We start from the raw sequence: 26,105 nt of genomic DNA on the forward strand, positions 1-26,105 counted from the left end.
ATGAAAAAGAGAATTTTTATTGGAAGTTCATCTGAAGAAAAAGAAACAGCTGAACAAGTTAAGCGTTTGCTTAAAAAAGATTTCGATGTTGTAATTTGGGATGATAATTTGTGGGATAGATCTGTTTTTGAATTAAATCATAATTTTTTACATGATTTAATGAAAGCACCATTAAAATTTGATTTTGGAATTTTAATTGGCACCCCTGATGATAAGGTTGTTGTTAGGAAAAAGACCTACTTACAGGCAAGAGATAATATTTTGTTTGAACTCGGACTGTTTATAGGCAGGCTTGGATTACAGCGGACATGCTTTTTGGTTCATAAAGATGTGAAAAAGGTCAGTGATTTAGATGGGATTTTTTTCTCGAGATATAGTGATGAAGATCTTGAAGAAAAAGTGGATGAAATTAAAGATTTCTTTTTACAAACCGATCCAAATGATTTTAATTTTTTTCCTTCAAATACATTAGCTTACGGTTATTTTGAAAACTTTGTGAAAGCGATTTGCTCTAAAATAATAACAGACGGCGATTTAGAAATCGAAGGTACGAACTTCACAACATGTAGTTTTGATATAATAATACCAAATAGGATTGATGATGATATTAATATGCAATTTGAAATGATCAAAAAAAAGATTGGTGTTAAAGAGGCTGTCATCAAATGTTCGGGCAGGGATCGAAAATTCCACGTAAATGTTGAAAAACTTAGTTCCGGTGAAATTAAAATTCATGATTTTCCGACAACTCTGACGGGAATTAATTATGCTATCAAAGAACTACTTCCTGAAGAATATAAAAAGAATGGAAAAGAGTATCAGAATATTTTAAATAGAGAACTTAATAAATTTGTTCATACTTTGCAAAATTTAATCGACAGAAATTCATTAAGTGAATTTGTAAAAATAATAAGACAATAAAACGAAACCGCTGTAAAGCGGTTTTTTTTATGTACTTAATTCTTTGATGGAGTTGGGATATATTTATTGATTTAAAAAATTGATGAAGCATATATGAATTTAGAAGAAATATCTGTTCTTAGATTCAAGTGAATTAGTGCGCATATTTTCTAAATACCAAAATTATTCAGTAGTAAATTGAAAGAAAACGTTTGCCATTGAGGTAACCCGATTTTCTATAGCAAATATATTCCGTTGTCTCTGCGTAAAAAAATCTTTTTGGGTATCCGCAAAGCAGAGCTTTCCAAGCCCTCCACAAAAATATTTCAAGCTTTATCAATGTTCTTTCTTATTGTTTTCAAGGAATTGATTGCAGTTTTCCTTGTGCCTGCCTGAATGGTAATCTGCATAGAAAAGTCAGAAACCTCACAAGATGCAAATGCAGTTCATTGAAATTTAGATCATCCTTATTCTTTTGGTATAAATCAGTTTAAAATGATAGGACCCTAAGTAAAAAGAATAGAAAAGATCAAAATTTCCTTCAATCTGCAATTTACAGAATCAACAGATTTTTAATGTAAGTGCGGGAAAAATAGGTCTCCGCCGTACTCGGAGCAAAAAAGATGAATTATAATATCGTCAACGAAATTAAATTAAGCTATTCAAGAAAAGGGAACGCAGATAAAACAGTGATGAGTTCCTATGATGTTTCGGAAGTGTTCAGAGCCCATTTTGATGCGGAACAGATCGACTACAAAGAAAGTTTTTACGCATTGTATCTAGACCAGAAAAATAAAGTGTTAGGCATCAAAAAAATATCAGAATGCGGAATCAGTTCCACGTTAGTGGATGTCAGAATTGTGATGCAAGGCGCTTTGTTATGCAATGCAAGTGCAATTATTGTTTGTCATAATCATCCTTCCGGAAATCTAAAGCCTTCAAGAGAAGACATTAAAATAACGGAGAAAATTAAAGAAGCGGCAAAGTTTTTAGATTTCTCTGTACTCGATCACATTATTCTGACTTCTGAGCACTATTACTCTTTTCTCGATGAGGGTCATTTGTAACAAAGACTCATCAAATCACATTATTTCAAAGCAATTTAATATTAATTTAAAAAGTAACATCATGCAAAATATTACAGAAAACAAAAAAGTTTCAACCGGCAAAAAGGAAAGTAAACCTGATTTATTCATTGGGAGAATTTTGGAGAACCTTGATAAAGTCAATGCAAAAGATTGGGAAATGTACAGCGACCTGAGCGCTGTATATCCATCAAATTTGTTTACAGGGACACGTTATCAGGGCTACAATATTTTAGCGCTTTATTTGGATACGATCGTGAAGAAATTTTCATCGGCAAGATATGCAACTTTTAACAGTATTACGAAAGCAGGAGGACGATTAAAGAAAGGTTCCAAGGGATGCTTAATCGAATTTTTCACCTATGTTTTTAAAGATAAGGAAAGCGGTAAAATTATCAGTGCAGAAATTGTGGCAATGATGAACGATGATGAAAAAAGAAATGTTATCAAAATTCCATGTGCCAGAAATTATGTTGTTTTTAATTCTGAACAGATCGAAAATTTAGAAGAAATTAATATCAGTTTTGAAATTGACGATCAAGAAAAGCCGGAAATTTTAGAAATTGAAAATTGCGAAAAGTTCGTTTATCGTATCATTAAAAACGGAAATCTCAATTTGCGTTATTCTATTCATGAAATTGCTTTTTATTCTCCTGGATCTGATTTCGTGATGCTTCCGAAAAAGCAATATTTTATTTCAGCTTCAAAATATTACAGCACCTTGTTTCATGAAATTTTACATTGGACCGGGCACGAAACAAGACTCAACAGAAATCTGCAAGGGCATGATGATAAAGCAAGTTATTCTTTTGAGGAATTAATCGCCGAAATGGGTTCAATGCTTCTTTGCCTTCAGTTTGGAATTTCTGAGGAATTTCTCAATAGTGTACGATATCTGAAAAGTTGGTCGGGATCAAATCGTGAAGATCGAGCTGCAAAAATACGCTGCGCATTTGTAGAGTCCAAAAGAGGAAAGAAATTTCTGGAAAACCTGCAGTAATTTTTGCGGTTACTAATAAAATTCAAATCCTGAAAGAAAGAGAAAAGTTAAAGAGGGAGAAGTTTCAGAATACTATCTCTAATCCTCAAAAGTTAAATACCATAAAGTTCCCCAGTGTAGGGTTATCGGCACCGTGTTTAATCTTACAAGATGGGAACTGACTAAAAAAAAATTAAAGCAATGCGTAAAAATATGAAGACCAAAGTGAAATTTTCAGTTGAATCTTTGCTGTTTGGGATTGAGAATCCCAAAGGGAATATTGAGCAGATTATGTTTGCCAGAAAAATGGCGGAGTATGAAGGAATAGAGAAGTGTAACCGTCTGGCAAAATTGAGTTTTGAAGATGATACTGTAAACAAAGCTTTTTCGGGAGCTGTCGCCATGGATGAAACTTTGATTCTCGGTCATGAGGGATGGGACGACAGCACGTTGCATCTGTGTACCGGGAGCGGAAGAAGTGTAGTGAGAATAGCAACAGGAAGTTTTCCAAGTCGAGAAATAATAATGTACGATGATTATAGGAATGCCATCCTTTTAAACAAACTTTCAGAAAAGCAGATTGAAGAGATTTTTAGTGAGTTGTGGAATCATATGGATTTGATACAGCCAAAGAGTGGGTTTTTGTGGAGGGAAGATGTTGAGTAGAATAATAAACAAATAAAAATAGTCATCATGAACAAAATAGGAAACAATACAGCAAATTCAGAAGTGAGTACTTTGTTGGTACTGCGTCACCGTAACAATTCGGTCGGCATCGTGCAGGAAGTCAATCAATACGGAAATCTTGTTGATGTGCTTCCTGACAGAAATAAATCGGATACCGTAATCCGTGTCGAATCTTCGGAAGATTCTTTTTTGAATTTCTATGCGGACTTTTATCATCAGCTGAAAAATCCTGCCGAGTATTCATTTTTCAAAGTGCGGGAATATTGGGCGAGAGAAACTGCAATAAGTTTGCAGAACTATGTTGAGTCTTCTTCGGATGAGGAAAGAAAGGATTTGGAAAAGTATGCCGTTGCAATCGAAACGGTAGAAACTTTCAGAAATAAAAAATATGCCGACAGGGAAGCTTCTGTTGTGAACAATGATTTTAAAGACGATTCTTCCGTACTACGGAGTAATTTTAACTACCGATATCAGATTGAAAATGTTCCCTGGGAAAGATTGGCTGAGATCGGTCTTGATCGGAAAAAGTTGGAAAGTATAGGTGCGTTGGAATCTTTGTTGACAGGATACAAGACACCGATGTTGATTCCGATACTTTTGAGGAATGAGAATTCTATAAATACGATTGATGCTCGCTTGCAGTTAAGACTGGATAATAGGGGTGAGGTGTTGGTGTGTATTCATCGGGTACAGGACAGACCTGATTTTGAAAAGATGTTTGGTGGTCACCGATTTTCGAAGGAAGACAAGATGAACCTTTTGAAATTTGGAAACATGGGAAGGGTGGTGGAGTTGGTTGATGAAGCGACAGGGGAGTTGGTTTCGTCGTTGGTAAGTATGGACAGGCTGACCAATGAGTTGATTTCGTTAAGAATGGATTTTGTCAGGATTCCGCAGGTGATTTGCGGGGTGACGTTGAGCTCGGAACAACGGAAGATTCTTCGTGAAGGAAAACGCCTGTTTGTTGAAAATATGTTGTCGAAGAAGGGCAGACTGTTTTCAGCGACGTTGCAGTTCAGTACGGACAAACAAGCAGTTGAGTTTTTGTTTGATCGAATTTTGAAAGATTTTCGGAAAAGTTCTCAAGAGGAATGGGTTTACGAAGTTCCCACGATGTTCAGAGGGAAGTATCTTCGGAAATGGCAGATAGAGAAATTGATAGTAGGGGAGACGGCATATATAAGTGGATTAATTAGTGAGTTGGGGAAGAAGTATCAGGGTTATATGCGTTTTGATAAGGAGACAGGGAGAATTTTGTTTTCGTTTAAGAATCCGAAGAAGAAATAGGAGTGCTTTAGAAGTTTTGGGGAATTCTGGAGAAAGGGGTAAGTAAATTGGATGTAATTTTTTTAGCAACCTGTAAGGTCAGTTGACTTTGCAGGTTTCTTTGTTTAAGTTTAAAAAAAATAGGGCGGCAAAAATGCAATTCCTCCCTGTGGTCGGAAATGCATTTTTGCGGAGTTTGGAGCAACCACATTTCTAAAACATTGCTGGGCTTGGCTTACTATGTATTAGAAAAAAGGTTGCAAAGTATATATTTTACTAGTAAAAGAAATTAAATGAACGTATCACCAAATATTAGAATTAATGTAAAAAAATGCTTTGTAAAATAGTAATAGTTATTGATTTTACTAAAATGAGTAAGATTAAGAAATAATCTTTAAATTTTTTTCGAAAAAAGAATAAGATTACTGGTTCACGTAATTGTGAAACATATTTTTCAATATATTTGAAAAATTGTTTTTGTTAAAGAGCATATTTAATTATGCAACAATGCAGCATATTTGAAAAATTGCAGAAAAAGAAGAATCTTGGAGAAAAAATCTCACAGACGTTATAGACTTTGAGGTAGAATATTTGGAAGTATATTCGTTATAAACTCGGGTGAAAATATATAATGCAAAGACTTCAAAATGTCGTTAAAGTATCGTACATATTAAAATTGCTCCAATAACTTTTCAGGTACTCAACAAAGCTATCAAAATGCTTTACAATTAGACAAACAAAACTAAATGTGAATAAAAATACTATTTTACTTTTGCCTATCAGTCAGCTAAGCGGTAAAACCTTTGAGATCGGCAATTATCAGAGAGGGTACAAATGGGGGAAGAAAGAAATATTAGAGCTCCTAAATGATATCAATGATTATAAGACAGAATCAGGATTGTATTGTCTTCAACCTCTAATTCTAAAACCAACCAGTACTGAAACCAAAGAGTTACAAGTAGATGGAGAAATTGTTGAAGTGGTTATAAGTAATGAAGTGATAGATGGGCAACAAAGAACTACTACATTATTTTTACTCTTGTCTTACTTAGATTCTATTGGTGCGGTAGATTCTACTTGGAAGTATGAAATTGATTTCTCAACCAGAACCCGCAGTGGCGCTTTTCTCAAAACAAAACTCCCAGAACTTTTCAATTTTAATATAGAGGCACTTCAGGATTTAGATGTTACTGAACGAGATTACAGTGATATGAATAGAGTCAATGAACTTTGGTCGGTTTTTATAGAAGAACACAAAGATCACGATACCGTAGATGTTTATCATTTTTTTGTAGTTAGCCTCTTTATTCGTAAATGGTGTGAAATAATATTGACAGATAAAAAATCTGTTAATAATTTTGTAAATAAACTATTAAACCATGTTAAAGTGATTTGGTATTCACTAGATTCAGCAATGAATAATGATAAGGTAATTGAAGTTTTCCTCAATAATAATAAGGGTAAAATAAAGCTTACAAGCTCTGAATTGATTAAGGCACTTTTTATTTTAGATATCAAAAGAAAAGAAGTTCAGGAATTGGCAGATCTCAAAGTTAATCAGTTTGCTCTGGAATGGGATGCTATTGAAAAATCTTTGCAGGATGATCGTTTTTGGTATTTCATACAACCTAATGAAAGCTTATACATAGAAGGAACAAGAATAGATTATCTGTTTGATCTGCATCTTAATAAAGAGAAAATGCAGGATGATCTTTATGCTTATAGATACTACGAGAAAAATTACAACCAGAATACAGAACAGTCTTCTTCATTTGCTGATGAATGGGAAAGAGTAACACAGCTTTATAACAAAATTGTTGACTGGTTTAAAAATCCTGAACTTTACCACTATATTGGTTATTTGACAAATTCGCATATCAAAAATCTTGACGAAATAATTCGAGAGGTCAAGGGTAAAAATAAAAATGATACCAAGTCTATACTCAAATCGTGGATTATTAAGACTTTTGAAAAAGAAGCGAAAGATGACAATAAAAATAGTTACAAGATTTATAAACTTGAAAATCTACATTTTGAAAAACATAAGGTTGAGACACAAAGGGTTTTGTTACTTCATAATGTATTATACTATATAAATAATATTTCTGAAAACAAATTTCCTTTTGAACTATATGTAAGAATGAAATGGAGCATAGAACATATTATCCCTCAAAGTCCTAAAGAAATTACAGATTTCGGACTTTATAAAAATTGGTTTGAAGAGCAAGTTAATTTTCAGTATGAAGGCAGAGAGCGTCAGGAAGTGAATGTTGTAAATGATTTAAAAAATAAAAAATCGTTTGAAGACTTGAAAGAGGATGAGACTTTAAATGAAAAAATAAATATGCTGATCGAGCTATTTTCAAAAAGGACACACCAACTAAACAATCTGCTACTACTAGACATACATACCAACAGTGCCTTGCAAAATGATCTATTTGAAGAAAAAAGGAAAAAAATCTTGAGATTTGATAGAAATGGACAAACTGATTCAGAAATACCTGTTTTTATACCAATCGAAACTCTGAATGCTTTTAATAAAACATTCAATGATCATCTTTCTTTCACCCACTGGACAAATAAGGATGGAGAAACTTATAAAAAAAGGATTGAAGAAAGACTAAAAGAATTCTTACCGAACTAAAAACTAAATAATGTCAATATCAAATTATACATTTTGGAAACTTCTCAATGATCAGGGAGTTGAAATACCATCTATCCAAAGAGATTACGCACAAGGCAGAAATTACGGTAAGATTCCTATCATTAGGAAAAAGTTCATTGAAGCAATTATCAATGCTCTTGATTTCAAAGAAAGATTAGGCCTTGACTTTATTTACGGAAAAATTTTTGGTCTAAGGAATGAAGAAGAGTTTAAGAGAAATAAAAAAGCCATAGAAGCCTTATTGCAAAGTATAAAAACTTATGCTAATTCTATTGATCTAACTGTTGGGGAAACTTTTGTTGACGAAAAAAAAATTGAAGATCAAAAGTTAGTTTATCTGATTCCTTTAGATGGACAGCAAAGATTGACAACCTTGTTTCTCATACACTTGTACTTTATAAAGAGACTAGGAAAGGTAGAGGATTTATCCATCTTAAAAAATTTCAAATACAAAACTAGGAAAAGTTCGGAAGGTTTTATTCAGTTATTATGCAATGCCGACAAACTAGAGTTTAATACAGATTTAAAAGAGGAGATTATCAATCAGGAAAGTTTTTCTAATACATGGCTGAATGACCCTACGGTGAATTCTATGCTCAATGTTATTGAAGAATTTCATCAATTGATTGTTGAACGTAACTATTCAGCAGAAGATTTATCAAGATTGTATGAGGGTCTCACGATTGAAAATTTGATTTACTTTGATTTTTTAGATTTGAAAGATTTTAATCTTTCAGATGATCTTTATGTGAAAATGAATGCGAGAGGAAAGCAATTGTCTGATTTTGAGAATTTTAAAGCTTGGTTGTTTAGTAAAATTGAACTGGAAGATTTAATAGAAGATGATTTGTGGATCGAATACAGCAAGAATTTTGACATCTCCTGGAATGATATTTTTTGGAATGCCAAAAGCAAAAATAGTTATGAAATTGATGCCAGTTACTTTGAATATTTCAAGCTGAGTTTTCTAAGTCATTTTATCAAAGATTATGTAGCAAAAGAAAATTCTATCATCAAAAAAAAACCTACGGAGTTGTATCTTAATTCAGAAGTAGTAGATTTACTTGTTAACAGGTCTGTTGACTTTGATTTTGAAAAATTCTTTGATAATGACATTTTCAAAAATAATCTTGAAAGCTATTTTAGATTTTTAGAACTATGCAAAGTGGAAACTACCGGCGTGTCTAATATGCAAATTTTAGATTTAGTATTGGATGAATATTTCACTTTCTATCATCAAAATGACTTTTGTGAATCTTTTAGCGAGTTTTATTTTTCTGACGGTATAATTTCAAAAAGTTGGTGGAATAGACTGTATTTCTTTGCAATACAACGCTATGTATTACGAATTAACAAGTATCTAGTACAATATTCTGAAGAGGAATTGGGTTGTTTTGGTGATTATAACCGAATAATTTCAAATTTAATTTTTAATTCTTACGTAGACTCTCCTGATGATTTTAAAAATAATTTACTTTCAATCGAAATATTGCTTGATTCACTAGACCTTTCAAGGTCATTAATTTTTCAAACCAATTTAATAGCTGAAACATCTTTTCGTAAAACCCAGAAAGACGAAGAGATTGTAAAATGTCAACTGTTACAAAAAAAAGATACAGCCTGGGTAGAAGCTATTTTAATTGCTGAAAAGCATCCTTACTTCTATGGACAAATAAATTTTATTCTAAATTTTTCAGGTAAAGATTTAATTAACTTTAAAGTTTTTTTTGATAAGTTAGATTTTTTATTTAGGAAAGAAATTTTAAGTCACGAAGCCTTTTTATTGCAAAGAAGTCTTCTTACCAAAGGAGATTATTTTATTTCAAAATCTGATAATAAGAAATCATTTTTAAAAAATACTTTCGGAACTGTTCGAGAAAGAGATGAAAACTGGAGACAGATTTTTAATGATAATAACAAAAGTCAAATTCTTAAAAATTTGATTTTGGATACTGATTATGATAATAATAATCTGGAAACATCATTAAATAATATTATTCAGAAGTATATCACAAGCAATGTAATAGAAAACATAAATTTTGATTCATTGCACTACAAAGAGTTATATATCAGGTCTCCTGAAATCTTTAATTTTGGCAGGGAAAATTTAATACAGTTATTTAATGATCATTACGCATATCAGCTCAATTCTTCATCAACAATTGGATATTTTAATGAACTAATTACTTTTTATATTAAAAAGTTTTATTTTAAAAATTTGGAAAAGGTTAATTATCACTTCGAGATCGGTTGGGATAACAATCCATCTTTGATGGTTAATAGCTATATGATTAAACTAAAACCCTCGGAACACCTAATTTCAGTAGAGGAACAATCTGCAAATATTTACGAGGAATATAAAAATATAGAAGATGTAGTACTAAAAATAGAGAATCTTATTGGTGATAGTGTATAAATAGTTTATTATCAGGTAAAAAATATTTTGGAAATACAGTCTGTTGTTGGATCAAAATCGTTTACAAGATAATTGAGAATTGTCTTACTGCTTAAAGTAAAGGACAGCATTTTAAGATAAAAATAAAAAATTAAATAACTGGAAAAAGTAAAAGTATGGAACTTGTTTTTCTCTTTATAAAGGAGCATAATAAAATAGTAAATCAAAATCTAAATTTTGGGAGTGAATATATATTTAGATATCATGCAGATTGGCAAACTTTGGAAGTTGAAGAAAATGCCAGATTTATAAAAAACCATTATTCAAACGGAGAGGATTCTACAAAGTTTGTTAACGTCACATCCATAATCGGTCAAAACGGATCAGGAAAGACTTCCATCTTAAAATTTATAATGAATTGCTTTGCAGATGGTATGCCTCTGAATTCGCCCATTATTTTTGTAACCAAATACAATGACGAATTTACAATTCACATCACGGAAGGATTAAGTATAAAAAGTGATTTATCAAAGTTTAATTTTAAAATCAACACTATTTCCATTAGAACTCAAATTCTTACGGGACAAGGGGTTAGGGAGCCTTATACTGTAAATCTAGGTTATGATTTTAGAGGACTTGACAATACTGATCTAGTCTTTTTCTCAAACATCTTTGATTCTCCTGGTGGATATTTTGATTTGAGTGGGATTTACGATATTTCTACAAACAACTTACTATTGGCAGATTATGATAGAGAAATTAAAACAAAGGGTTTGACTGTTTTAAGTAGTAATAATAATTCATTATCAAGTTTCTTAATTAATGAAATTCATCGTCAAGTCAGATTTATTTATAAATTTTTCAATTCACATAAGCTTCCATTTACAATTCCAACAAAACTATATATAGGAATAAAAAATAATTATTTTAGTACTCCTTTTAATTACAATTTGCCTGACGGTCAATTAAAAGATTACATAAATAATGTCGTGAGTAGAGAAAAAAAAATGTACAGAGGCAAGTCTTATGCACTTTATAGGTCAAAGCATTTTTTGATTTTAAATATTTATTTAAGCTTTGTTACGGATTTTTATTTATCTCATCAATTTCTAAAAGAAATAGAACTAGTTGATATTTTATCAAAAGATACTGAAAAATTTACGGTTAATGAAGTTTTAAAAAAGATACAAGTTATAAAAACATTTTTTTCTGAATATGGTTTTACTGAAGACGACAAGAGTCACTTTGAAAGTATTAGTAAATTGATACAAATGATCAGTTCGGTTGAAATAATAAGTCAAGTTGAAAATTTATCATTTGAGGGTGAAGAGTTAGTTATGATTATAAATAACAATAACTTTAAAACTTTTGAAGACTTTATGTCACTTTATCAAGATTCAGTAATTATAAGACCATTTTTTAATTTTAGATGGCGAAATATGAGTAGTGGTGAAAGGGCTTTTTTCAACATATTTTCAAGATTTTACTCCATAGTGGATGGTGAGGAACTTTTAGATAATTTAAAGGAGAACCTTTTGATAATTATTGATGAAGGTGACTTGTATTTGCATCCAGAGTGGCAAAAAAGATTTTTAAAAGAATTATTAGATTTTTTACCAATAATATTTATTAATAAGATTGGAAGGCAAAGAAATTTACAATTAATCTTTACAACAAACTCTCCAATACCAGCTTCCGATTTGCTAAGTTACAATACTATTTTTTTAGAAAAGGGGGTTGATAGCAAAGGTGAAGAAATTACTGTAGTGAAGGATAGTCTCAATGAGCAAAAGGATACATTTGGAGCAAATATTCATACTCTATTGTCTGATTCATTTTTTGTCCATGACGGATTAATAGGAGATTTTGCAAGTTATAAGATTAATACTATTATTGATAAACTAACAAAAAGACAAGATTTGCCATTTGAAGATAGGAGCGAAATAAGAAAACTAATTCATCAAATCGGTGAACCTATTCTAAAAATTAAACTGATGCAAATCTATAATGATAGATATAATCTAGATATTCACGAAAGATTAGACGCAATAGAAAAAAAATTAAATGATCAAGATTGAATTAAAGAACGTAAATAAAATTTTATCTCATCACTATGAAATTTTGACCATAAAAAGGGGGAAGGAAGATACTTTAATTGATTTATTGGATAATGAAATTAATTTATCCGCTACAAATCCAGATTTGTGTAATATGTATAAGGATCTCAAAGTAAGTGTAATGAAGGATAGTAATCAATTTTCCATTTTAACTGCTACACCTAATGAGCTTCAGAAGTTTAGAGATAGATTTGAAAAAGATCATCACAATATTTTAAACACTGTTCATACTTTTGTGAAAGGAGGCAAAGACAAAACATACAGAGATGATATTTTAAAAGCTTTTTATTATAAAAATTATGATAAATGGAAGGCTTACGATTTAGCTCGAAAAATTTCGATAAATGTTTGTCCTTACTGTAATAGAAATTATACCTTCATATTAGGTACAGATACTAAGAAGGGAACGAGATTTGAATTTGATCACTTTTTTGACAAAGCTCGTTATCCATATTTAGCTTTGAGTTTTTATAATCTTGTGCCTAGTTGCCACATATGCAATTCTAATTTAAAAGGTTCTAAAAAATTTAATCTTGATGATAACATACATCCATATATTGAAGGTTTTTCAAACAATATTGTTTTTTCATTGACACCAAAGAATATAAATTTTATAAATGGTAAAAGTAGTGCTTACCGGATAAATTTTAGAAAGCATGAGTTGAGTAATATTAATAACCAAAAGACAAAGGCGGCATTTAAAAATATAAAAACATTTAGACTGACTGAACTTTACAACTTGCATAAAGATTATGTAAACGAAATTATTATAAAATCTGTAATATATAATGACGATTACATAAAGGAGCTTTACGATAAGTATAATGGAACCCTATTCAGTAGTGAAGATGACGTCAGGCGGATGGTTTTTGGAAATTATATTCAGGAAAATGATTTTTCAAAAAGACCTCTATCAAAATTAACCAGAGATATTGCAAGTGAACTTAAACTATTATCATAAAATTTTACGCTTTGTATCAATAAGTTTTAGCTACTGCAAATAATACGTCACGTTTTGTCGTATTAGCCGATTATATTTGTTTAGCTGAAAAATTTGACTGACCTTTTCGGTGCACAAATGATAAAGTAGCGGTATCGCAGATATTTTAGTTTGGCCAATTGTTTTTTAATAGGTAATTTTGTAAACAAATTTAGGGAGTATAATTATGAAAGTAGTGTCTTTTTTTGCAGGTGCAGGAGGCTTGGATTTAGGTTTTGAGCAGGCAGGTTTTGATGTTGTTTGGGCAAATGAATATGATAAAGATATTTGGGCAACATATGAGAAGAACCATACTCATACAATTTTAGATAAACGAAGTATTGTTAATATACCTTCAGCAGAAGTTCCTGATTGTGATGGAATTATTGGAGGTCCTCCTTGTCAGAGTTGGTCTGAAGCTGGTTCGAAAAAGGGCATTGCCGATAAGAGAGGTCAGCTTTTTTATGAATTTATGCGAATCTTAGCAGATAAAAAGCCTAAGTTTTTTTTAGCAGAAAATGTGTCAGGTATGTTATTACCTGCACATAAAGAAGCTTTGGAAAATATTAAACAAATGTTTACGGAAATCGGATATGATTTATCTTTCCAACTTTTGAACGTATCTGATTATGGTGTTCCACAAGATAGGAAAAGAGTTTTCTTTATCGGTTACCGCAAAGATTTAAAACGCAAATTCGAGTTCCCTAAAGGAACGACCATCGAAGATAAAGTTACTTTAGATAAGGCAATTGGTGATCTGAAAAATACAGTATTGCCTGCTAAAGAGGGGAATTTCACAAATGGGACGAAATGTAAAGTCCTTAATCATGAATATATGATTGGTGGTTTTTCATCTATTTATATGTCTAGGAATAGGGTGAGGTCATGGGATGAAGTTTCATTCACGATCCAAGCCGGAGGGAGGCATGCACCATTGCATCCACAAGCACCTAAAATGACTCTTGTCGCACAAGATGTACGTGAATTTAAGAAAGGTAAAGAGAAACTATACCGTAGGCTCAGTGTTCGTGAATGTGCACGCATCCAAACATTCCCGGATAATTTCATTTTTGAATACAAAAGTGTAGTTGCCGGGTATAAAATGATTGGGAACGCTGTACCTGTGGAAATGGGTAAAATATTAGCGCATAAAATTTACAAAGACCTTAGTAGCTTAAAAACGAAGGACGGTATAAAAAAAATATCGAAAGTTGATGGCAATAATGTGATCCAAAAATTACAGGAAATAGTAAATAAAGTTACTGCATAATGGCAAAAATAGCAACTCAGACCATCAATGGAAAAGCATTCGAATATGCGCTATTACTGGAATTTTATGAAAAATTAAAGTTGGTAACTAAAGTTTCAATCGTTGATAATGTTTCTTATAAAACAGCTATAAGTTGTTTTGAAAGTTTCGGTGAAAAAGAAAGAAGCCAATATATGTTAAATGCAAGTTTCTCAGTTAACTTTTTATTAGATTTAGAGCCACGCCTTTCAAACGGTATCAATGAGGAAGATATTTTGGAACTTGAAATTGTTGCTGATAAAGCAGGGCAGTCGGGGGATGTTCGTGATGTCTTAGCAATAAGATCATTACAAAAATGGGAAATTGGAATTTCTGCTAAAAATAACCATCGTGCGGTTAAGCATTCGAGACTATCAAATGATATTGATTTTGGCGAAAAGTGGCTGGGAACTCCTTGTTCAGAAAACTATTTTACAGTGATTAAGCCTATTTTTAATGGGCTAACACAATTACGGAAAGAGAGTAAGGCTACTAAAACTTGGGCTAGTCTTGGAGATTATCATTCATCCGTCTATTTACCCGTATTAGACGCATTCAAAGATGAATTGATTGCTTTAGACCGTGATAATCCGGGAATTGTTGCCCAAAGATTAGTTCAATATCTGATCGGGAACCAGGATTTCTATAAAGTTATAAAAGGCAAAGGAAAGGTAGAGATTCAGGCGTATAATTTGCAAGGCACTTTAAATTTGCCGTTTGCCAATGTAAAACCTAAAGCAAAAGTCCCAAAATTAAAATTACCCACAAGGCTTATTGAAGTAGTCTATCAAAATAATTCTACAACAACGTTACTTGTAACATTGAATGAAGGTTGGCAGATTTCATTTCGAATACATAATGCCAGTTCTAGGATAGAACCTTCATTAAAATTTGATATTAATTTGGTTTCTTCGCCACATACGCTATTCGTGAATACGTTATTTTTAGGATAGTGGGAATTTTTTTCACTTGTAAAAGGTTCTTTATTTTTAAAGAAGGCAATAATAAGATGCTTTAAATAAATATAATCTGTTTTTAATCCTAAAATTACATAATAAAAAGACTGTTCTGGAAATTTTAGTCCGTTTTCTTTTGCAGGTTTAAAAAAAAACGTTATTTTGTATAATTAATTTGTAAAAATCAATATGCTATTAGAGGATAAGAGTATTAATATAGAAGACTTTTCTGTAGTTGATCTTTTTTGCGGAGTAGGAGGATTAACTCATGGCTTTGTCAAAGAGAATTTTAAAGTTGAGGCTGGAATAGACTTCGACAATTCATGCAAGTATGCATTTGAAAAAAATAATAATGCGAAATTTTATCACGAAGATATTACTGATGTTACAAGTGAACAACTAAATGCTAAATTTGATCAAACGAAACGCAAAATATTAGTAGGATGCGCTCCTTGCCAACCTTTCTCTATTTATAATAGTAGAAGTTCAAATAAAAATAAAATTAAGACTCAAGATGAAAAATGGAAACTTCTTTATTCTTTTGCAAGATTAATTGAGGAGACCCTCCCTGATATAGTATCTATGGAGAATGTTCCACTATTAGTTACATTTGATAAAGGGAAGGTTTTTAATGATTTTGTTGAAAAGCTAAAGGAAAATAATTATCATGTTTCATGGTCTGTTGTTAATGCGCAAGATTTTGGTGTTGCGCAAAGGCGAAAAAGGCTCTTGCTGTTAGCATCTAGATTAGGTGATATAAAATTAATTGATAAAACGGTTCAAAATAATAAATATACTACTGTAAAAGATGCTATCGGGCATCTTCCTATTATCGAAGATGGAATTTCCCATCCAAATGATATGCTTCATCGTGCAAGAAAGTTAAATGACTTAAATAAAAAAAGAATTCAGGCAACAAAAGAAGGTGGTTCTTGGAAAGATTGGGACGAAAGTCTTTGGCTTGAATGTCATAAAAAAGAATCAGGAAAATCTTTTAGAAGCGTATACGGTAGAATGAAATGGGACGATGTTGCCCCAACAATGACTACCTATTGTACTGGTTTAGGAAATGGAAGATTTGGGCATCCGCAGCAGGATAGAGCAATCTCTTTAAGAGAAGCTGCAATATTTCAAAGTTTTCCTGAGAATTATGACTTCATAGATCCGTCAAAACCAATGTCATCACCTGCTATAGCAAGACAAATTGGTAACGCTGTTCCTGTAGAGCTAGGTGTAGCAATAGCTAAAAGTATTAAACAGCATCTGCAAGAAATTAATAATAGACAATAGGTTATGCCTACAACTGATCAAATATTAAAATGGCGCTTTGATGTCAATACATTTAGGCTTTTGGGTCGTGATTTAATTACAGACCGAATTACTGCCGTATATGAACTTGTAAAAAATTGCTATGATGCGAATTCATCAACAGTCTATATTGATTTTGAAAATGTATCAGAAGCTTCGGTCGGAAGTAAAATAATAATTGCGGATAATGGCACAGGTATGTCCTTTAAAGACATCCGTGATAAGTGGATGGTAGTTGGAACTAATAGCAAACGTACAAAATTATACTCAGATGCTCCATTTAATAGAAAATATGTCGGCGAAAAGGGTATAGGTAGATTTGCTGTTGATAAGCTAGGTGAACGAGTTGAAATTAAAACTAAAGAGAAAGATGTTGGAGAGTGGTTGAAAGTTAAAATTAATTGGGATGAGTATGAAAATTTAGCTAAGAGCTCAGAAAAAGCACTACAACTATCATTATTTACAGAGATTGAAAACAAATATTCTTTCGAAGAGGGTTTAAAGGAAGAACATGGTACATCAATTATCATAACTAAAATAAATGAAATTTGGACAGAAAATGATATTGAAAGATTATCTAAAGAATTATCAAAGTTAGTTTCCCCTTTTTATCCGCTTAATCCCCCTTTTGATATTTGGATTAGATCAAATGACTTTGTTAAGTTCACAGATCATCAGATAAAAGCTGAACCGATAAAATATTATTCCCATCACGCAGAGATATCATTCGATGAATCAAATAAAGTTCAAGAAACACTTTATTTTAATAATTCTTCTGGTCAGATAGAGAAAAAACAAATACCTATAAAGAAATTTGGTCCTGTAAAAATCAAGATTTTTTACTTTAACGAATCTGCAAAAAGAAGGTATAATGCAGCATATAAAAATGATGACACTCGAATAGATGGAATTAAAATTTATAGAGATGGTGTAATAGCAACGCCTTTTGCAGAATATGAATCAGACACTGATAAACGTAGAGACATTTTAGGAATAGATAAACGCCGTTGGAGGGGAACTTTTGATACTATTGGAACTCGCGAAGTAATCGGAGTGGTTGATATTACTAAAGAAAACAATCCCAAGATTATTGACGCAACGAACCGACAGGATTTCACGGCTAACGAAGAGTATACTGAGCTTAAAGAATTTATTCTTGCTCAACTTAAAGCATTTGAAGAACTTAAAATATATGAACGTACATTTCAACGAACCAAAGTTGAAAAAGAGTTGATTGATACAGGTAGAGGTATCCGAGATTTTGAAAAGGAACTGGAGCATTTAGTAAAGGAGACCAAGGAATTAGAGAATCCATCTATTAATCGCATTGTTAGCGAATTAAAAAGTAAGGTGATGAATATTCATGGTCTTATAAACAGAAGTGTTTCAGAACAAAAGAAATTTCAAAAAGAGGTTGAACGTAAAGAAAAAGTGCTATACAGTCTTATTTCTATGCAAGAGTACGCATCAATGATAACACATGCAGTCCGAACATCAATCGCTAAAGTAAAACACCTTGCCGAGTTTATAAAGGACACCTATCCAAATGCAGCATTTGATAAGTATTATATACAATATGCGACTTTAATTTATAACGAAATGAATACATTAATATCTGTTACTGATTTTATGTTAAGTTTTGCTAATATAGATGAGTCAATCGAGGAGTTTAATATATCTCACTTGATAACAGATTTATTACAGAATCAATATGATTCTTTATTCCGTAAAGAAAACATTATATTGGAAATTGATATTAAAGATAATTTTGTAATAGAGACTAATAAAAAAGCTTTTCAAGATATTTTTCAAAATTTGGTTTCAAATTCTATTAAAGCCTTGAAGAATAATAATACTAAGATAATTAAATGTACAGGTTTTCTTGATCTTAATAATTTTGTAATCTATTTCTCTGATAATGGTTATGGGATAAAAGAAGATGATAAAGAATGGGTTTTTGGTTTGTTTAATACAAGAACTGCGGAGCAAGGTGGAGCAGGTGTAGGATTATATATAGTAAGTACAATATTAAAATCTTTAAATGGAAAAATCGAAGTGATTGAAAACGAATTTAAGCCTACTGGAGCAACTTTTAAGATAACCATACCATTTAGTAAATTATGAATACTTCAATAACAAATCCAACAAAAATTATAATCGTTCACGACGATATGGATGAAGATTATCCCCTAATTATTATGCTTAAGGCAAAATATTTAGAAGAAAATGTACTTCTATTTAAACACTCACAAGAAGGATTAGCTTACATATTAGATAATTTGGGACAAAAAATGGTTGTGCTTCTAGATAAAAACTTTAAAGATGTTAATGATATCTCTGGTTTGGAAGTTTTTGAAAAAATAAGAGAAAAAACATCTCTAATATATGTAGTCCTTATTTCCGCAAATAGTATCTCAGAATTTTCTGAAGATGAACTGAAAATGTTGATCAATAGAGATTTATTTAAACTAGAAACATTCACTTCTGATTCATCTAGGATTATAAGTTTAGTTGATGATGCCGTTTTAAATACTAGTCTCAGAGTTGATGCAGTAATTGAAGAGTGGATAATGCGACATCCAATAGAGAAAAGAACGCAGATAATGTTAAAAACTAAAGAAGGTCAGAATTATACTATGAACGATATTTTAGAAAGTATAAGAAAGCAGACAGAAATCGGTTTAGATTTCGAAAAAAGCTTACTAAAATTAGCCATTGAATTATTTAGCCGCCAAAAATTATTATTAAATGACTAATGTTATTATAGCGTACGATGACAATGATGATGATTTAGGCGAATATTTTCAAGAAAGCTTTGAGACAGTTAATGAGATACTTTCTAATCTAAAGGGAGTAATTGTTTTGCCAGTAAGAGGACTTGATTGTTCCGAAGAAAATATAATTTTTCACCTAGATGGTAAGCATTTTGTCTTTGTTGGACTTTCTCATGGAAATGAAGAACAATTGTTAACAAAAAATTCCATTTATGTAAGTTGTGAAAACATTTCGCATTTTAATAAATCACTTTTTTATACACCTGCCTGCAGTACAGCTATTACTTTAGGTGGTAAGCTTATTGCTGAAGGTTGTTCTGCATATGTTGGCTGTAATAAAGATACTTTTGCTACGTACGAAGATAAGAACTCAGTCTATATTGAATGCGAAAATTATTGCTTAATTAATTTTTTTAATTCAGATATTACAATACAAGACGCATTTAATAATATGATGATAAATTTTGATAAACAAATTGATAGCCACTTTGATAAACACGATGATGATATCTTATTAGCAATGGAGTTGCAACACAATAAAGATAGTTTTGTTTTATATGGAAATAAAGATTTGAAGAGATCGGATTTAGCATTAGCTGTCTGAAAGTAAATGCCGATTGCAAATTTGTATTGTTTTTTATAAATCAGACATCTGAAAATTTTTTGACAATTAATAATGTACTATTTTTATTTTAGAATTTTTTCAGAAGGTAATTAGTGAATTTTCATAAGTATTAAATTTAAATCGAAAATAATTACTCCGAGATAAATTTATTGATGCGGTAGCGTGGTGAAAAATAGTTGGTGTTTTTTAAGAAGTAATTTGTAAAATTTGGTGTTTGATTGGAAGTTGAATGGATGACTTTTGAGGATCAACTAATTAGCGATACTATTAGCACTATAAACAATAGTTTAAATGCAGTATGATATCATTTTTCATAATTTACTTGAATGACTTAATTGCTGAGTAGAAATTTTACCGTTTTGTTTTTTGTAGAAAATATACCATTGTATAAACTTTTTTATTCTACTTGCAATAACTCCCTATAAATACTGAGATCTCCGTTTAATATGAATAAATTGATATTTTTTTAGTTTAAACTAAGCTAAGCAATAATGACCATGTATTTTATTGTTTTAGTAGAAATAGTTGTTCCTAGATATATATGTAAATTAAAATTATTACTTATAAATCTCAAGAACATAACCACTTTTAAATTGTTTCCATTTTTGATGTAGTGCTTCTACAGATATTAAGCTAATTGTTTCTTTTGTCAATTTTTTGTTATTGAAAATAAAATATTCAGAAGTCAGAAGGTTAGAGGATAATTCAACCTCAAAACTTTTAGGATTAATAGCTATTAAATTAAGATCAAAAAGTGTATGAATATCTGCCCGTAAAAGAAGACCGTTTGATTGATGATTATCTTTCACTCCCCGGTACGGACTAATATGTGCAGCCTCTAGAATCTCTATGACTTTACAATCTGTAATTGCACACTTATTTTGGTATAGATCTAGTAGTTTTTTTCTAAACTCTTCTTGACCTCGCCTAGCTTTAATTTCTCTCAAAACATCTTCTCTTTCATCATTTGAATCAGGAAAATAGTTATACATATCTTGAATATTTTCATTCTCGTCTAAAAAAGTTCTGGAATTATCAGAACGAAGATTCTCTTTAATATTATCAAATAGATCTAAAGTTTTGTAATCCAATCGCTGCATTGACAGGTTTTGATTATAACCTTGTATGTAATATGGACGCAGCTGTTTTAAATTTTGCGATTCATGGCTAATAGAAATAAAATTTATTAACATAGCTTTATATTTAGTCACATCGCGTATTTCATCAATAGTTGAATCAAACTCATGTTTTTTATTACATCTATATACTGGTGTTTTTTTGTTTCTAATTGTAATGTTTGTGCTTAGACATATAGGACACCTTCGAAATGTTTTAATGCCTTTTTTTGAGTGAATTTCACCTATTTGCGCAAATCCAAGAATTTTTTCTTTGTCAATAATTATGACAGTATCATTTCCTTTGATCTGCCTTGAATTTTGAACAAAATTATCATAATTGTAATATTCCGTAATGCTATCCTCATAGCTTTCAATTGTTTGTGAAGATTTATCTTTCTCCAAAACACTCTTTAATACCCATAGATTTTCTGCCATTTAATTACGATTTACTTGGGTTCAATTTTTAAAACTTTCACTTCGACAACCTTCGTCTCGCTTTGATTATAGGTTTGCTTTAACGAAACTCTTATTTTATCGAACTCTGGAGTAGGGAAATTCATCAATTCAGAAAGATTGTGAAATCCAAAAGCTTTAGCCAACAATGCAATGTGGCGTGTAGAATATTTGTGACGTTGCGTGTACGATTCTACGTTTCCAACAAATGATTTTGCCAACCCCATCTTAAGACTCAGCTCTTCTTTTGAGTAGCCTGCACTTTCTCTCAGATTTTTGATATGATTTATTAAATCAAAATCAAATTGAGTTATTTCAATAGTAAAATTTTTCTCCATCAATTATTAATTATTTTATCCAACTAGTTGGATATTTTAATTTTATTCTTATATTTGTGAAAGCGAATTGATTATTAACCTAAAAGGTTTAATAAAACGATGTCTTCTCGAGTCAAAACGACCAATTTTCCATCGAGAAACTCGTGAAATCGCTCCATGTCTAAAAGTTTCTTACTTTTGTATACGGCATGTGGGCGGTTCTCACGTACTTTAGATGGAAACTTTAAACTTTGGTTTATAGTGGGTTTGGTCGCCCTTGACTCTTTAGTATGAGACCGTCCCATGCTTTTTTGCATGTCATAATCTTATTCTGTAAAGCATCGTTCCAAATATTAAACAATATTTTATGAGGACGACATTTTCAACCATGCTGCTTATTTGCCCACCGGAGTAGTCCGTAAGCATTGCAGATAAAAAACTTACAGCTCTATACCATAACTCCCCGCAATAATGCAGGAAGATGAGGTAGAGCCTCACTAATAACCGCCACACTCCGAAATTCCTTTAATAGTAAAAGGAAAGTCAGACTACGTTTTAAACTCACACCTTAAAAGTACAGGCTTTCTTTTAATTTTCCAAATAATTTTTCAGCACGAAGGGAATTTAATACAAAAAATAAAAAATGTGAACGGTCTGCATTGGTCAGATGGTTAGAGCTGTTTTAATTTTCAGTAAATGTTTCTCATTTAGAAATGCATGATACAGTAGGGTGTACAACCTATTGCGGCTTTTTTTAAGCTTTCACGGGACACAATTTTCATTCATATTAATTAATGCTTTCCGGTGTCTTTTGGTCATTGGTTTAGACCTTACCATGTCTTTTTTTTTGTACTGAAAGGCACTTAGGAAAGTTTTGTTTTCAAATACATGAATTCGGTAGTGATAATATAGAAAAATGAAATAGTACTTCGACAGGCTCAGCCTGTGGAGAAAAGTATTCAATAAAAAAAAGCCCCTTCCCATAAGTCGACTAAAACAATTTGGAAGGAGCAATGATTATTGAATCGTTTAATTAAAAACTTTACAAAACTATGAAAAAATCCTATAATACTATAGGAAGTATGGGCTTTGCCTTGATATTAACCGCTGTTTGCGGTTTAGTTCAGGCTCAGACCAAGACCGTTACGGGAAAGGTTACGGTTGTTAAAGGAGATCAGATTTTACCTCTTTCGGGAGTCAGTGTTTCTCAAATAGGAAGTGACCAGACTTCGGTTACTAATTCTCAAGGTGTTTATCGGTTAGAGATTTCCGGAGATGATGGGGGTGGGAATGTGATTGAGAATAGGGATGGGAATGGGAACGGGAATGGAGGTGGGAGTGCTGTTCTGGTCTTTAGGCATCCTGATTATTCTGAACGGAGGGTTTCTTTGGGGAATCGGTCTGTTGTTGATGTTGGGATGGTTGTTGGAAGTGGAAGTGGAGGTGATGAGGTTGGTTCTGGTTCTGGTTCTGATTCTGGTTCCGGGAAGGTGCAGGGGATTGAGGAGGTGGTACTGAATGCGGGATATTATAAGGTTAAGGATAAGGAGAGGACGGGAAGTATTTCTCGGATTGGAGTGAAGGATATTGAGAATCAGCCTGTGACTAATGTTCTGGCTTCTGCGCAAGGTCGAATGGCGGGGGTTTCGATTACTCAGAACTCGGGGACTCCGGGAGGTGGGTTCGATATTCAGATAAGGGGAAAGAACAGTATCCGAAGGGATGGGAATGAACCGTTGTATATAATTGACGGGATTCCAGTGATTTCTGAAACTCCGTCTATTTACAGTGCTGCGATTCTTCCGTATGCTTCGGTGAGTCCGCTGAATGCGATCAATCCGAATGACATCGAGAGTTTTGAGGTGCTGAAGGATGCCGATGCTACTGCGATCTATGGAAGTCGTGGAGCGAACGGGGTGATTATCGTGACGACCAAGAAAGGGAAGAAGGGGAGAACTGATCTTAAATTGAATACTTCGTATTCATTGAGTACGGTGACGAACCGTCTTCAGATGATGGGGACTTCCGATTATCTGAGAATGCGTCGTACTGCTTTTCAGAATGACGGGATTTCTGCAATTCCTGCAAATGCGTATGATCTGAATACCTGGAGTCAGGAGAGGGAAACGGACTGGCAGAAGGAACTGATCGGTAAGACTGCCGAATCTTCTGTGGTGCAGCTTTCGCTGAGTGGCGGATCTGAAACCACATCTTATCTTATCAGCTATGGGCATACGGAGCAGTCTACGGTTCTGCCGGCGGTTTTTCAGTATAAGTCGAATAATCTGACGGGGAATTTCAGTTACAGGACACCTGATCGCAGACTGGAAGTAAATCTGACGAATACGCTGTCTTTTCAGGACAACAATGTCCTGAACAGTGATGTGACGGGCAGAAGTATCACGCTGAGTCCGAATGCGCCGTCGTTATATAAGCCTGACGGTTCCCTGAACTGGGAGAACAGCACGTTTACGAATCCTCTCGGGGCTTTTAAAAGTGAGTATCTGAATTCTACAAGTTTTATTAATTCGGGAACTCAGATTTCGTACAAACTTTTTCCGTTTATTTCTTTAAAGTTCAACGGGGGTATTACCCATCAGAATTTTGAAGAGTTTTCCTTGCGTCCGCATACGATGTCGAATCCTGCAGCAAATCTGACGAGTGCCAATTCTACTTCGTCCAAAAACAACAGTTCGATTCTGTCTTATATCCTTGAACCTCAGATAACGGGTGCCTATACTTTTGGGAATCACAGTTTTGATGTACTGATCGGTGCCACTTTGCAGAAATCTGAAACCAATCAGTCTTCGATGCAGGGACTTGGTTTTGAAAGCAATGCACTGATTCAGAATATCGGTGCCGCCAAGACCAAGATTATCAGTGATCAGGTTAGGAATCAGTACAATTATACCGCAGTCTTTGCAAGGCTGAACTACAAGTTCCTGAAAAGATATATCATCAATGTGACCGGCAGAAGGGACGGTTCCAGCAGGTTTGGTCCTGAAAATCGTTTTGGAAACTTTGGAGCTGTCGGTGCGGCATGGGTGATGTCGGACGAAAAGTGGATGAAAAATATCTCATGGCTGAGTTTTGCCAAACTGAGAGGAAGTATCGGGACTTCGGGAAATGACAGGATAGGTGATTACCAGTATCTGGATACGTATACGGTGTCTTCCAATATCTATAATACTATTACGGCATTGAATCCTTCACGGTTGTACAATCCTGATTTCAGTTGGGAGAAGACGTTGAAGAAAGAGGTTGCCGCAGAGGTTTCGTTTTTTAAGAGCCGCTGGAATCTTTCGGCTGCTTATTATGAAAATACTTCTTCCAACCAGCTGGTGGGAATACCGCTTCCTGCCACGACAGGTTTTTCATCGATACAGTCGAATCTTCCTGCTAAGGTACAGAATACGGGCTGGGAGTTTGAAACTTCCGTACAGGTTTTCAAGGGTGGAAAATTCAAATATGATACTTCATTGAATCTTTCGGTACCTGACAGCAAATTGCTGGAGTTTCCGAATCTTGAAGGATCTACGTATACCAATCAATATGTGATCGGTTATCCGACAACGTTGGTAAAGGTCTATCAGTATGCAGGTATTAATCCTGATACGGGATTGTATCAGTTTACGGATTACAACAACGATGGAAAGATTACGTCTCCTGATGACAATAAGGTGATCGAGAGACTTGGGGTCAGGTTTTTCGGGGGATGGTCGAATAATTTCAGGTATGGGCAGTGGTCTGCTTCTTTTCTGTGGCAGTTTGTAAAGCAGAGAAACTGGAACTACAACCGACAGATGCTTATTCCGGGTTCAATGAACAATCAGCCTGTTGAAGTGCTTGACGTATGGTCGGCATCCAATCCGACAGGAACGTATATGCCGTACAGTTCGGGAACTGTTGCGGCGAAAAGCTCACTGCATTCTTTCTTTCAGAACTCGACGGCTGCCGTGGGTGATGCTTCTTTTGTCCGTCTTAAAAATGTTCAGCTGAATTACAGTATTCCGGTGAGCCGTTTTGGAATCAAAGAAGCGATGATCTATGTGCAGGGTCAGAATCTGCTGACGATTACAAAGTATTTCGGGCTTGATCCGGAGTTTCTGCTGACAGGCTATCTGCCTCCGCTTAAAACCTATGCTGTGGGATTTCAGCTGACATTTTAAGTAAGGCGTTGTAAAGCGGAAAAA

The 26,105-nt window shown here is 33.0% G+C and carries 18 protein-coding genes; 16 read left to right on the top strand and 2 right to left on the bottom strand.

Annotated features, from left to right (window positions below; all coding sequences use genetic code 11):
* The 15 genes from SB689_RS13465 (at window position 1) to SB689_RS13535 (ending at window position 20,003) form a co-directional block, all read left to right on the top strand.
* Entirely contained in the window at window positions 1-921 is a 921-nt protein-coding gene (locus SB689_RS13465) for an STING domain-containing protein (RefSeq protein WP_410692644.1), read from the top strand.
* 602 nt (window positions 922-1,523) lie between these two features.
* Window positions 1,524-1,967 (top strand): JAB domain-containing protein, encoded by a 444-nt coding sequence (locus tag SB689_RS13470; protein ID WP_410692645.1) that lies wholly within the window; start codon window positions 1,524-1,526, stop codon window positions 1,965-1,967.
* Between the two features lie 61 nt (window positions 1,968-2,028).
* Window positions 2,029-2,985 (top strand): zincin-like metallopeptidase domain-containing protein, encoded by a 957-nt coding sequence (locus tag SB689_RS13475; protein WP_410692646.1) that lies wholly within the window; start codon window positions 2,029-2,031, stop codon window positions 2,983-2,985.
* Between the two features lie 192 nt (window positions 2,986-3,177).
* Window positions 3,178-3,630: a hypothetical protein gene (locus SB689_RS13480; RefSeq protein WP_410692647.1), complete on the top strand. Its 453-nt coding sequence runs from the start codon at window positions 3,178-3,180 to the stop codon at window positions 3,628-3,630.
* A 27-nt stretch (window positions 3,631-3,657) separates the two neighbouring features.
* Complete coding sequence (locus tag SB689_RS13485) at window positions 3,658-4,938, top strand: DUF3945 domain-containing protein (protein WP_410692648.1); 1,281 nt, start codon at window positions 3,658-3,660, stop codon at window positions 4,936-4,938.
* Between the two features lie 727 nt (window positions 4,939-5,665).
* Window positions 5,666-7,561, top strand: a complete 1,896-nt coding sequence (locus SB689_RS13490) for a DUF262 domain-containing protein (RefSeq protein WP_410692649.1) — start codon at window positions 5,666-5,668, stop codon at window positions 7,559-7,561.
* 10 nt (window positions 7,562-7,571) lie between these two features.
* Complete coding sequence (locus SB689_RS13495) at window positions 7,572-9,998, top strand: DUF262 domain-containing protein (RefSeq protein WP_410692650.1); 2,427 nt, start codon at window positions 7,572-7,574, stop codon at window positions 9,996-9,998.
* A gap of 155 nt (window positions 9,999-10,153) precedes the next feature.
* Window positions 10,154-12,055 carry an AAA family ATPase gene (locus SB689_RS13500; RefSeq protein ID WP_410692651.1) on the top strand — a complete coding sequence of 634 codons (1,902 nt, stop codon included), beginning with the start codon at window positions 10,154-10,156 and terminating at the stop codon, window positions 12,053-12,055.
* Window positions 12,042-13,055 (top strand): hypothetical protein, encoded by a 1,014-nt coding sequence (locus SB689_RS13505; protein WP_410692652.1) that lies wholly within the window; start codon window positions 12,042-12,044, stop codon window positions 13,053-13,055. Before SB689_RS13500 ends, SB689_RS13505 begins: the two co-directional genes overlap by 14 nt.
* 205 nt (window positions 13,056-13,260) lie before the next feature.
* Window positions 13,261-14,343, top strand: a complete 1,083-nt coding sequence (locus SB689_RS13510) for a DNA cytosine methyltransferase (protein ID WP_410692653.1) — start codon at window positions 13,261-13,263, stop codon at window positions 14,341-14,343.
* Entirely contained in the window at window positions 14,343-15,314 is a 972-nt protein-coding gene (locus SB689_RS13515) for a HaeIII family restriction endonuclease (protein ID WP_410692654.1), read from the top strand. The genes SB689_RS13510 and SB689_RS13515 overlap by 1 nt, the downstream gene beginning before the upstream one ends.
* A gap of 192 nt (window positions 15,315-15,506) precedes the next feature.
* Complete coding sequence (locus tag SB689_RS13520) at window positions 15,507-16,607, top strand: DNA cytosine methyltransferase (RefSeq protein ID WP_410692655.1); 1,101 nt, start codon at window positions 15,507-15,509, stop codon at window positions 16,605-16,607.
* A gap of 3 nt (window positions 16,608-16,610) precedes the next feature.
* Complete coding sequence (locus tag SB689_RS13525; RefSeq protein WP_410692656.1) at window positions 16,611-18,749, top strand: sensor histidine kinase; 2,139 nt, start codon at window positions 16,611-16,613, stop codon at window positions 18,747-18,749.
* On the top strand, window positions 18,746-19,381 hold the full coding sequence (locus tag SB689_RS13530) for a hypothetical protein (protein WP_410692657.1): 636 nt from the start codon (window positions 18,746-18,748) through the stop codon (window positions 19,379-19,381). The genes SB689_RS13525 and SB689_RS13530 overlap by 4 nt, the downstream gene beginning before the upstream one ends.
* Window positions 19,374-20,003: a hypothetical protein gene (locus SB689_RS13535; protein WP_410692658.1), complete on the top strand. Its 630-nt coding sequence runs from the start codon at window positions 19,374-19,376 to the stop codon at window positions 20,001-20,003. The genes SB689_RS13530 and SB689_RS13535 overlap by 8 nt, the downstream gene beginning before the upstream one ends.
* Window positions 20,004-20,581: 578 nt before the next feature.
* Here SB689_RS13535 and SB689_RS13540 read toward each other — a convergent pair.
* Together SB689_RS13540 and SB689_RS13545 are read right to left on the bottom strand one after the other, a co-directional pair.
* Window positions 20,582-21,577 (bottom strand): HNH endonuclease, encoded by a 996-nt coding sequence (locus SB689_RS13540; RefSeq protein WP_410692659.1) that lies wholly within the window; start codon window positions 21,575-21,577, stop codon window positions 20,582-20,584.
* A gap of 11 nt (window positions 21,578-21,588) precedes the next feature.
* Window positions 21,589-21,933 carry a helix-turn-helix domain-containing protein gene (locus SB689_RS13545; protein WP_410692660.1) on the bottom strand — a complete coding sequence of 115 codons (345 nt, stop codon included), beginning with the start codon at window positions 21,931-21,933 and terminating at the stop codon, window positions 21,589-21,591.
* A gap of 1,031 nt (window positions 21,934-22,964) precedes the next feature.
* On the opposite strand from SB689_RS13545, the gene SB689_RS13550 reads away from it, so the two are divergent.
* The gene (locus tag SB689_RS13550) at window positions 22,965-26,081 is read left to right on the top strand and encodes a SusC/RagA family TonB-linked outer membrane protein (protein WP_410692661.1); all 3,117 of its coding nucleotides are present in this window, start codon (window positions 22,965-22,967) and stop codon (window positions 26,079-26,081) included.
* The last annotated feature ends 24 nt before the right edge of the window (window positions 26,082-26,105 follow it).

Origin of the sequence: Chryseobacterium sp. SIMBA_038 (genome assembly GCF_046535115.1) — a bacterium.
In the GTDB taxonomy this organism is placed as follows: domain Bacteria; phylum Bacteroidota; class Bacteroidia; order Flavobacteriales; family Weeksellaceae; genus Chryseobacterium.

What these genes read in the sequence shown, in the direction of transcription:
- SB689_RS13500 (WP_410692651.1), top strand. Translation starts at nt 10,154, where the DNA reads ATGGAACTTGTTTTTCTCTTTATAAAGGAGCATAATAAAATAGTAAAT.
- SB689_RS13525 (WP_410692656.1), top strand. Translation starts at nt 16,611, where the DNA reads ATGCCTACAACTGATCAAATATTAAAATGGCGCTTTGATGTCAATACA.
- SB689_RS13535 (WP_410692658.1), top strand. Translation starts at nt 19,374, where the DNA reads ATGACTAATGTTATTATAGCGTACGATGACAATGATGATGATTTAGGC.
- SB689_RS13480 (WP_410692647.1), top strand. Translation starts at nt 3,178, where the DNA reads ATGAAGACCAAAGTGAAATTTTCAGTTGAATCTTTGCTGTTTGGGATT.
- SB689_RS13475 (WP_410692646.1), top strand. Translation starts at nt 2,029, where the DNA reads ATGCAAAATATTACAGAAAACAAAAAAGTTTCAACCGGCAAAAAGGAA.
- SB689_RS13515 (WP_410692654.1), top strand. Translation starts at nt 14,343, where the DNA reads ATGGCAAAAATAGCAACTCAGACCATCAATGGAAAAGCATTCGAATAT.
- SB689_RS13540 (WP_410692659.1), bottom strand. Translation starts at nt 21,577, where the DNA reads ATGGCAGAAAATCTATGGGTATTAAAGAGTGTTTTGGAGAAAGATAAA.
- SB689_RS13530 (WP_410692657.1), top strand. Translation starts at nt 18,746, where the DNA reads ATGAATACTTCAATAACAAATCCAACAAAAATTATAATCGTTCACGAC.
- SB689_RS13545 (WP_410692660.1), bottom strand. Translation starts at nt 21,933, where the DNA reads ATGGAGAAAAATTTTACTATTGAAATAACTCAATTTGATTTTGATTTA.
- SB689_RS13550 (WP_410692661.1), top strand. Translation starts at nt 22,965, where the DNA reads ATGAAAAAATCCTATAATACTATAGGAAGTATGGGCTTTGCCTTGATA.
- SB689_RS13485 (WP_410692648.1), top strand. Translation starts at nt 3,658, where the DNA reads ATGAACAAAATAGGAAACAATACAGCAAATTCAGAAGTGAGTACTTTG.
- SB689_RS13495 (WP_410692650.1), top strand. Translation starts at nt 7,572, where the DNA reads ATGTCAATATCAAATTATACATTTTGGAAACTTCTCAATGATCAGGGA.
- SB689_RS13465 (WP_410692644.1), top strand. Translation starts at nt 1, where the DNA reads ATGAAAAAGAGAATTTTTATTGGAAGTTCATCTGAAGAAAAAGAAACA.
- SB689_RS13470 (WP_410692645.1), top strand. Translation starts at nt 1,524, where the DNA reads ATGAATTATAATATCGTCAACGAAATTAAATTAAGCTATTCAAGAAAA.
- SB689_RS13520 (WP_410692655.1), top strand. Translation starts at nt 15,507, where the DNA reads ATGCTATTAGAGGATAAGAGTATTAATATAGAAGACTTTTCTGTAGTT.
- SB689_RS13510 (WP_410692653.1), top strand. Translation starts at nt 13,261, where the DNA reads ATGAAAGTAGTGTCTTTTTTTGCAGGTGCAGGAGGCTTGGATTTAGGT.
- SB689_RS13505 (WP_410692652.1), top strand. Translation starts at nt 12,042, where the DNA reads ATGATCAAGATTGAATTAAAGAACGTAAATAAAATTTTATCTCATCAC.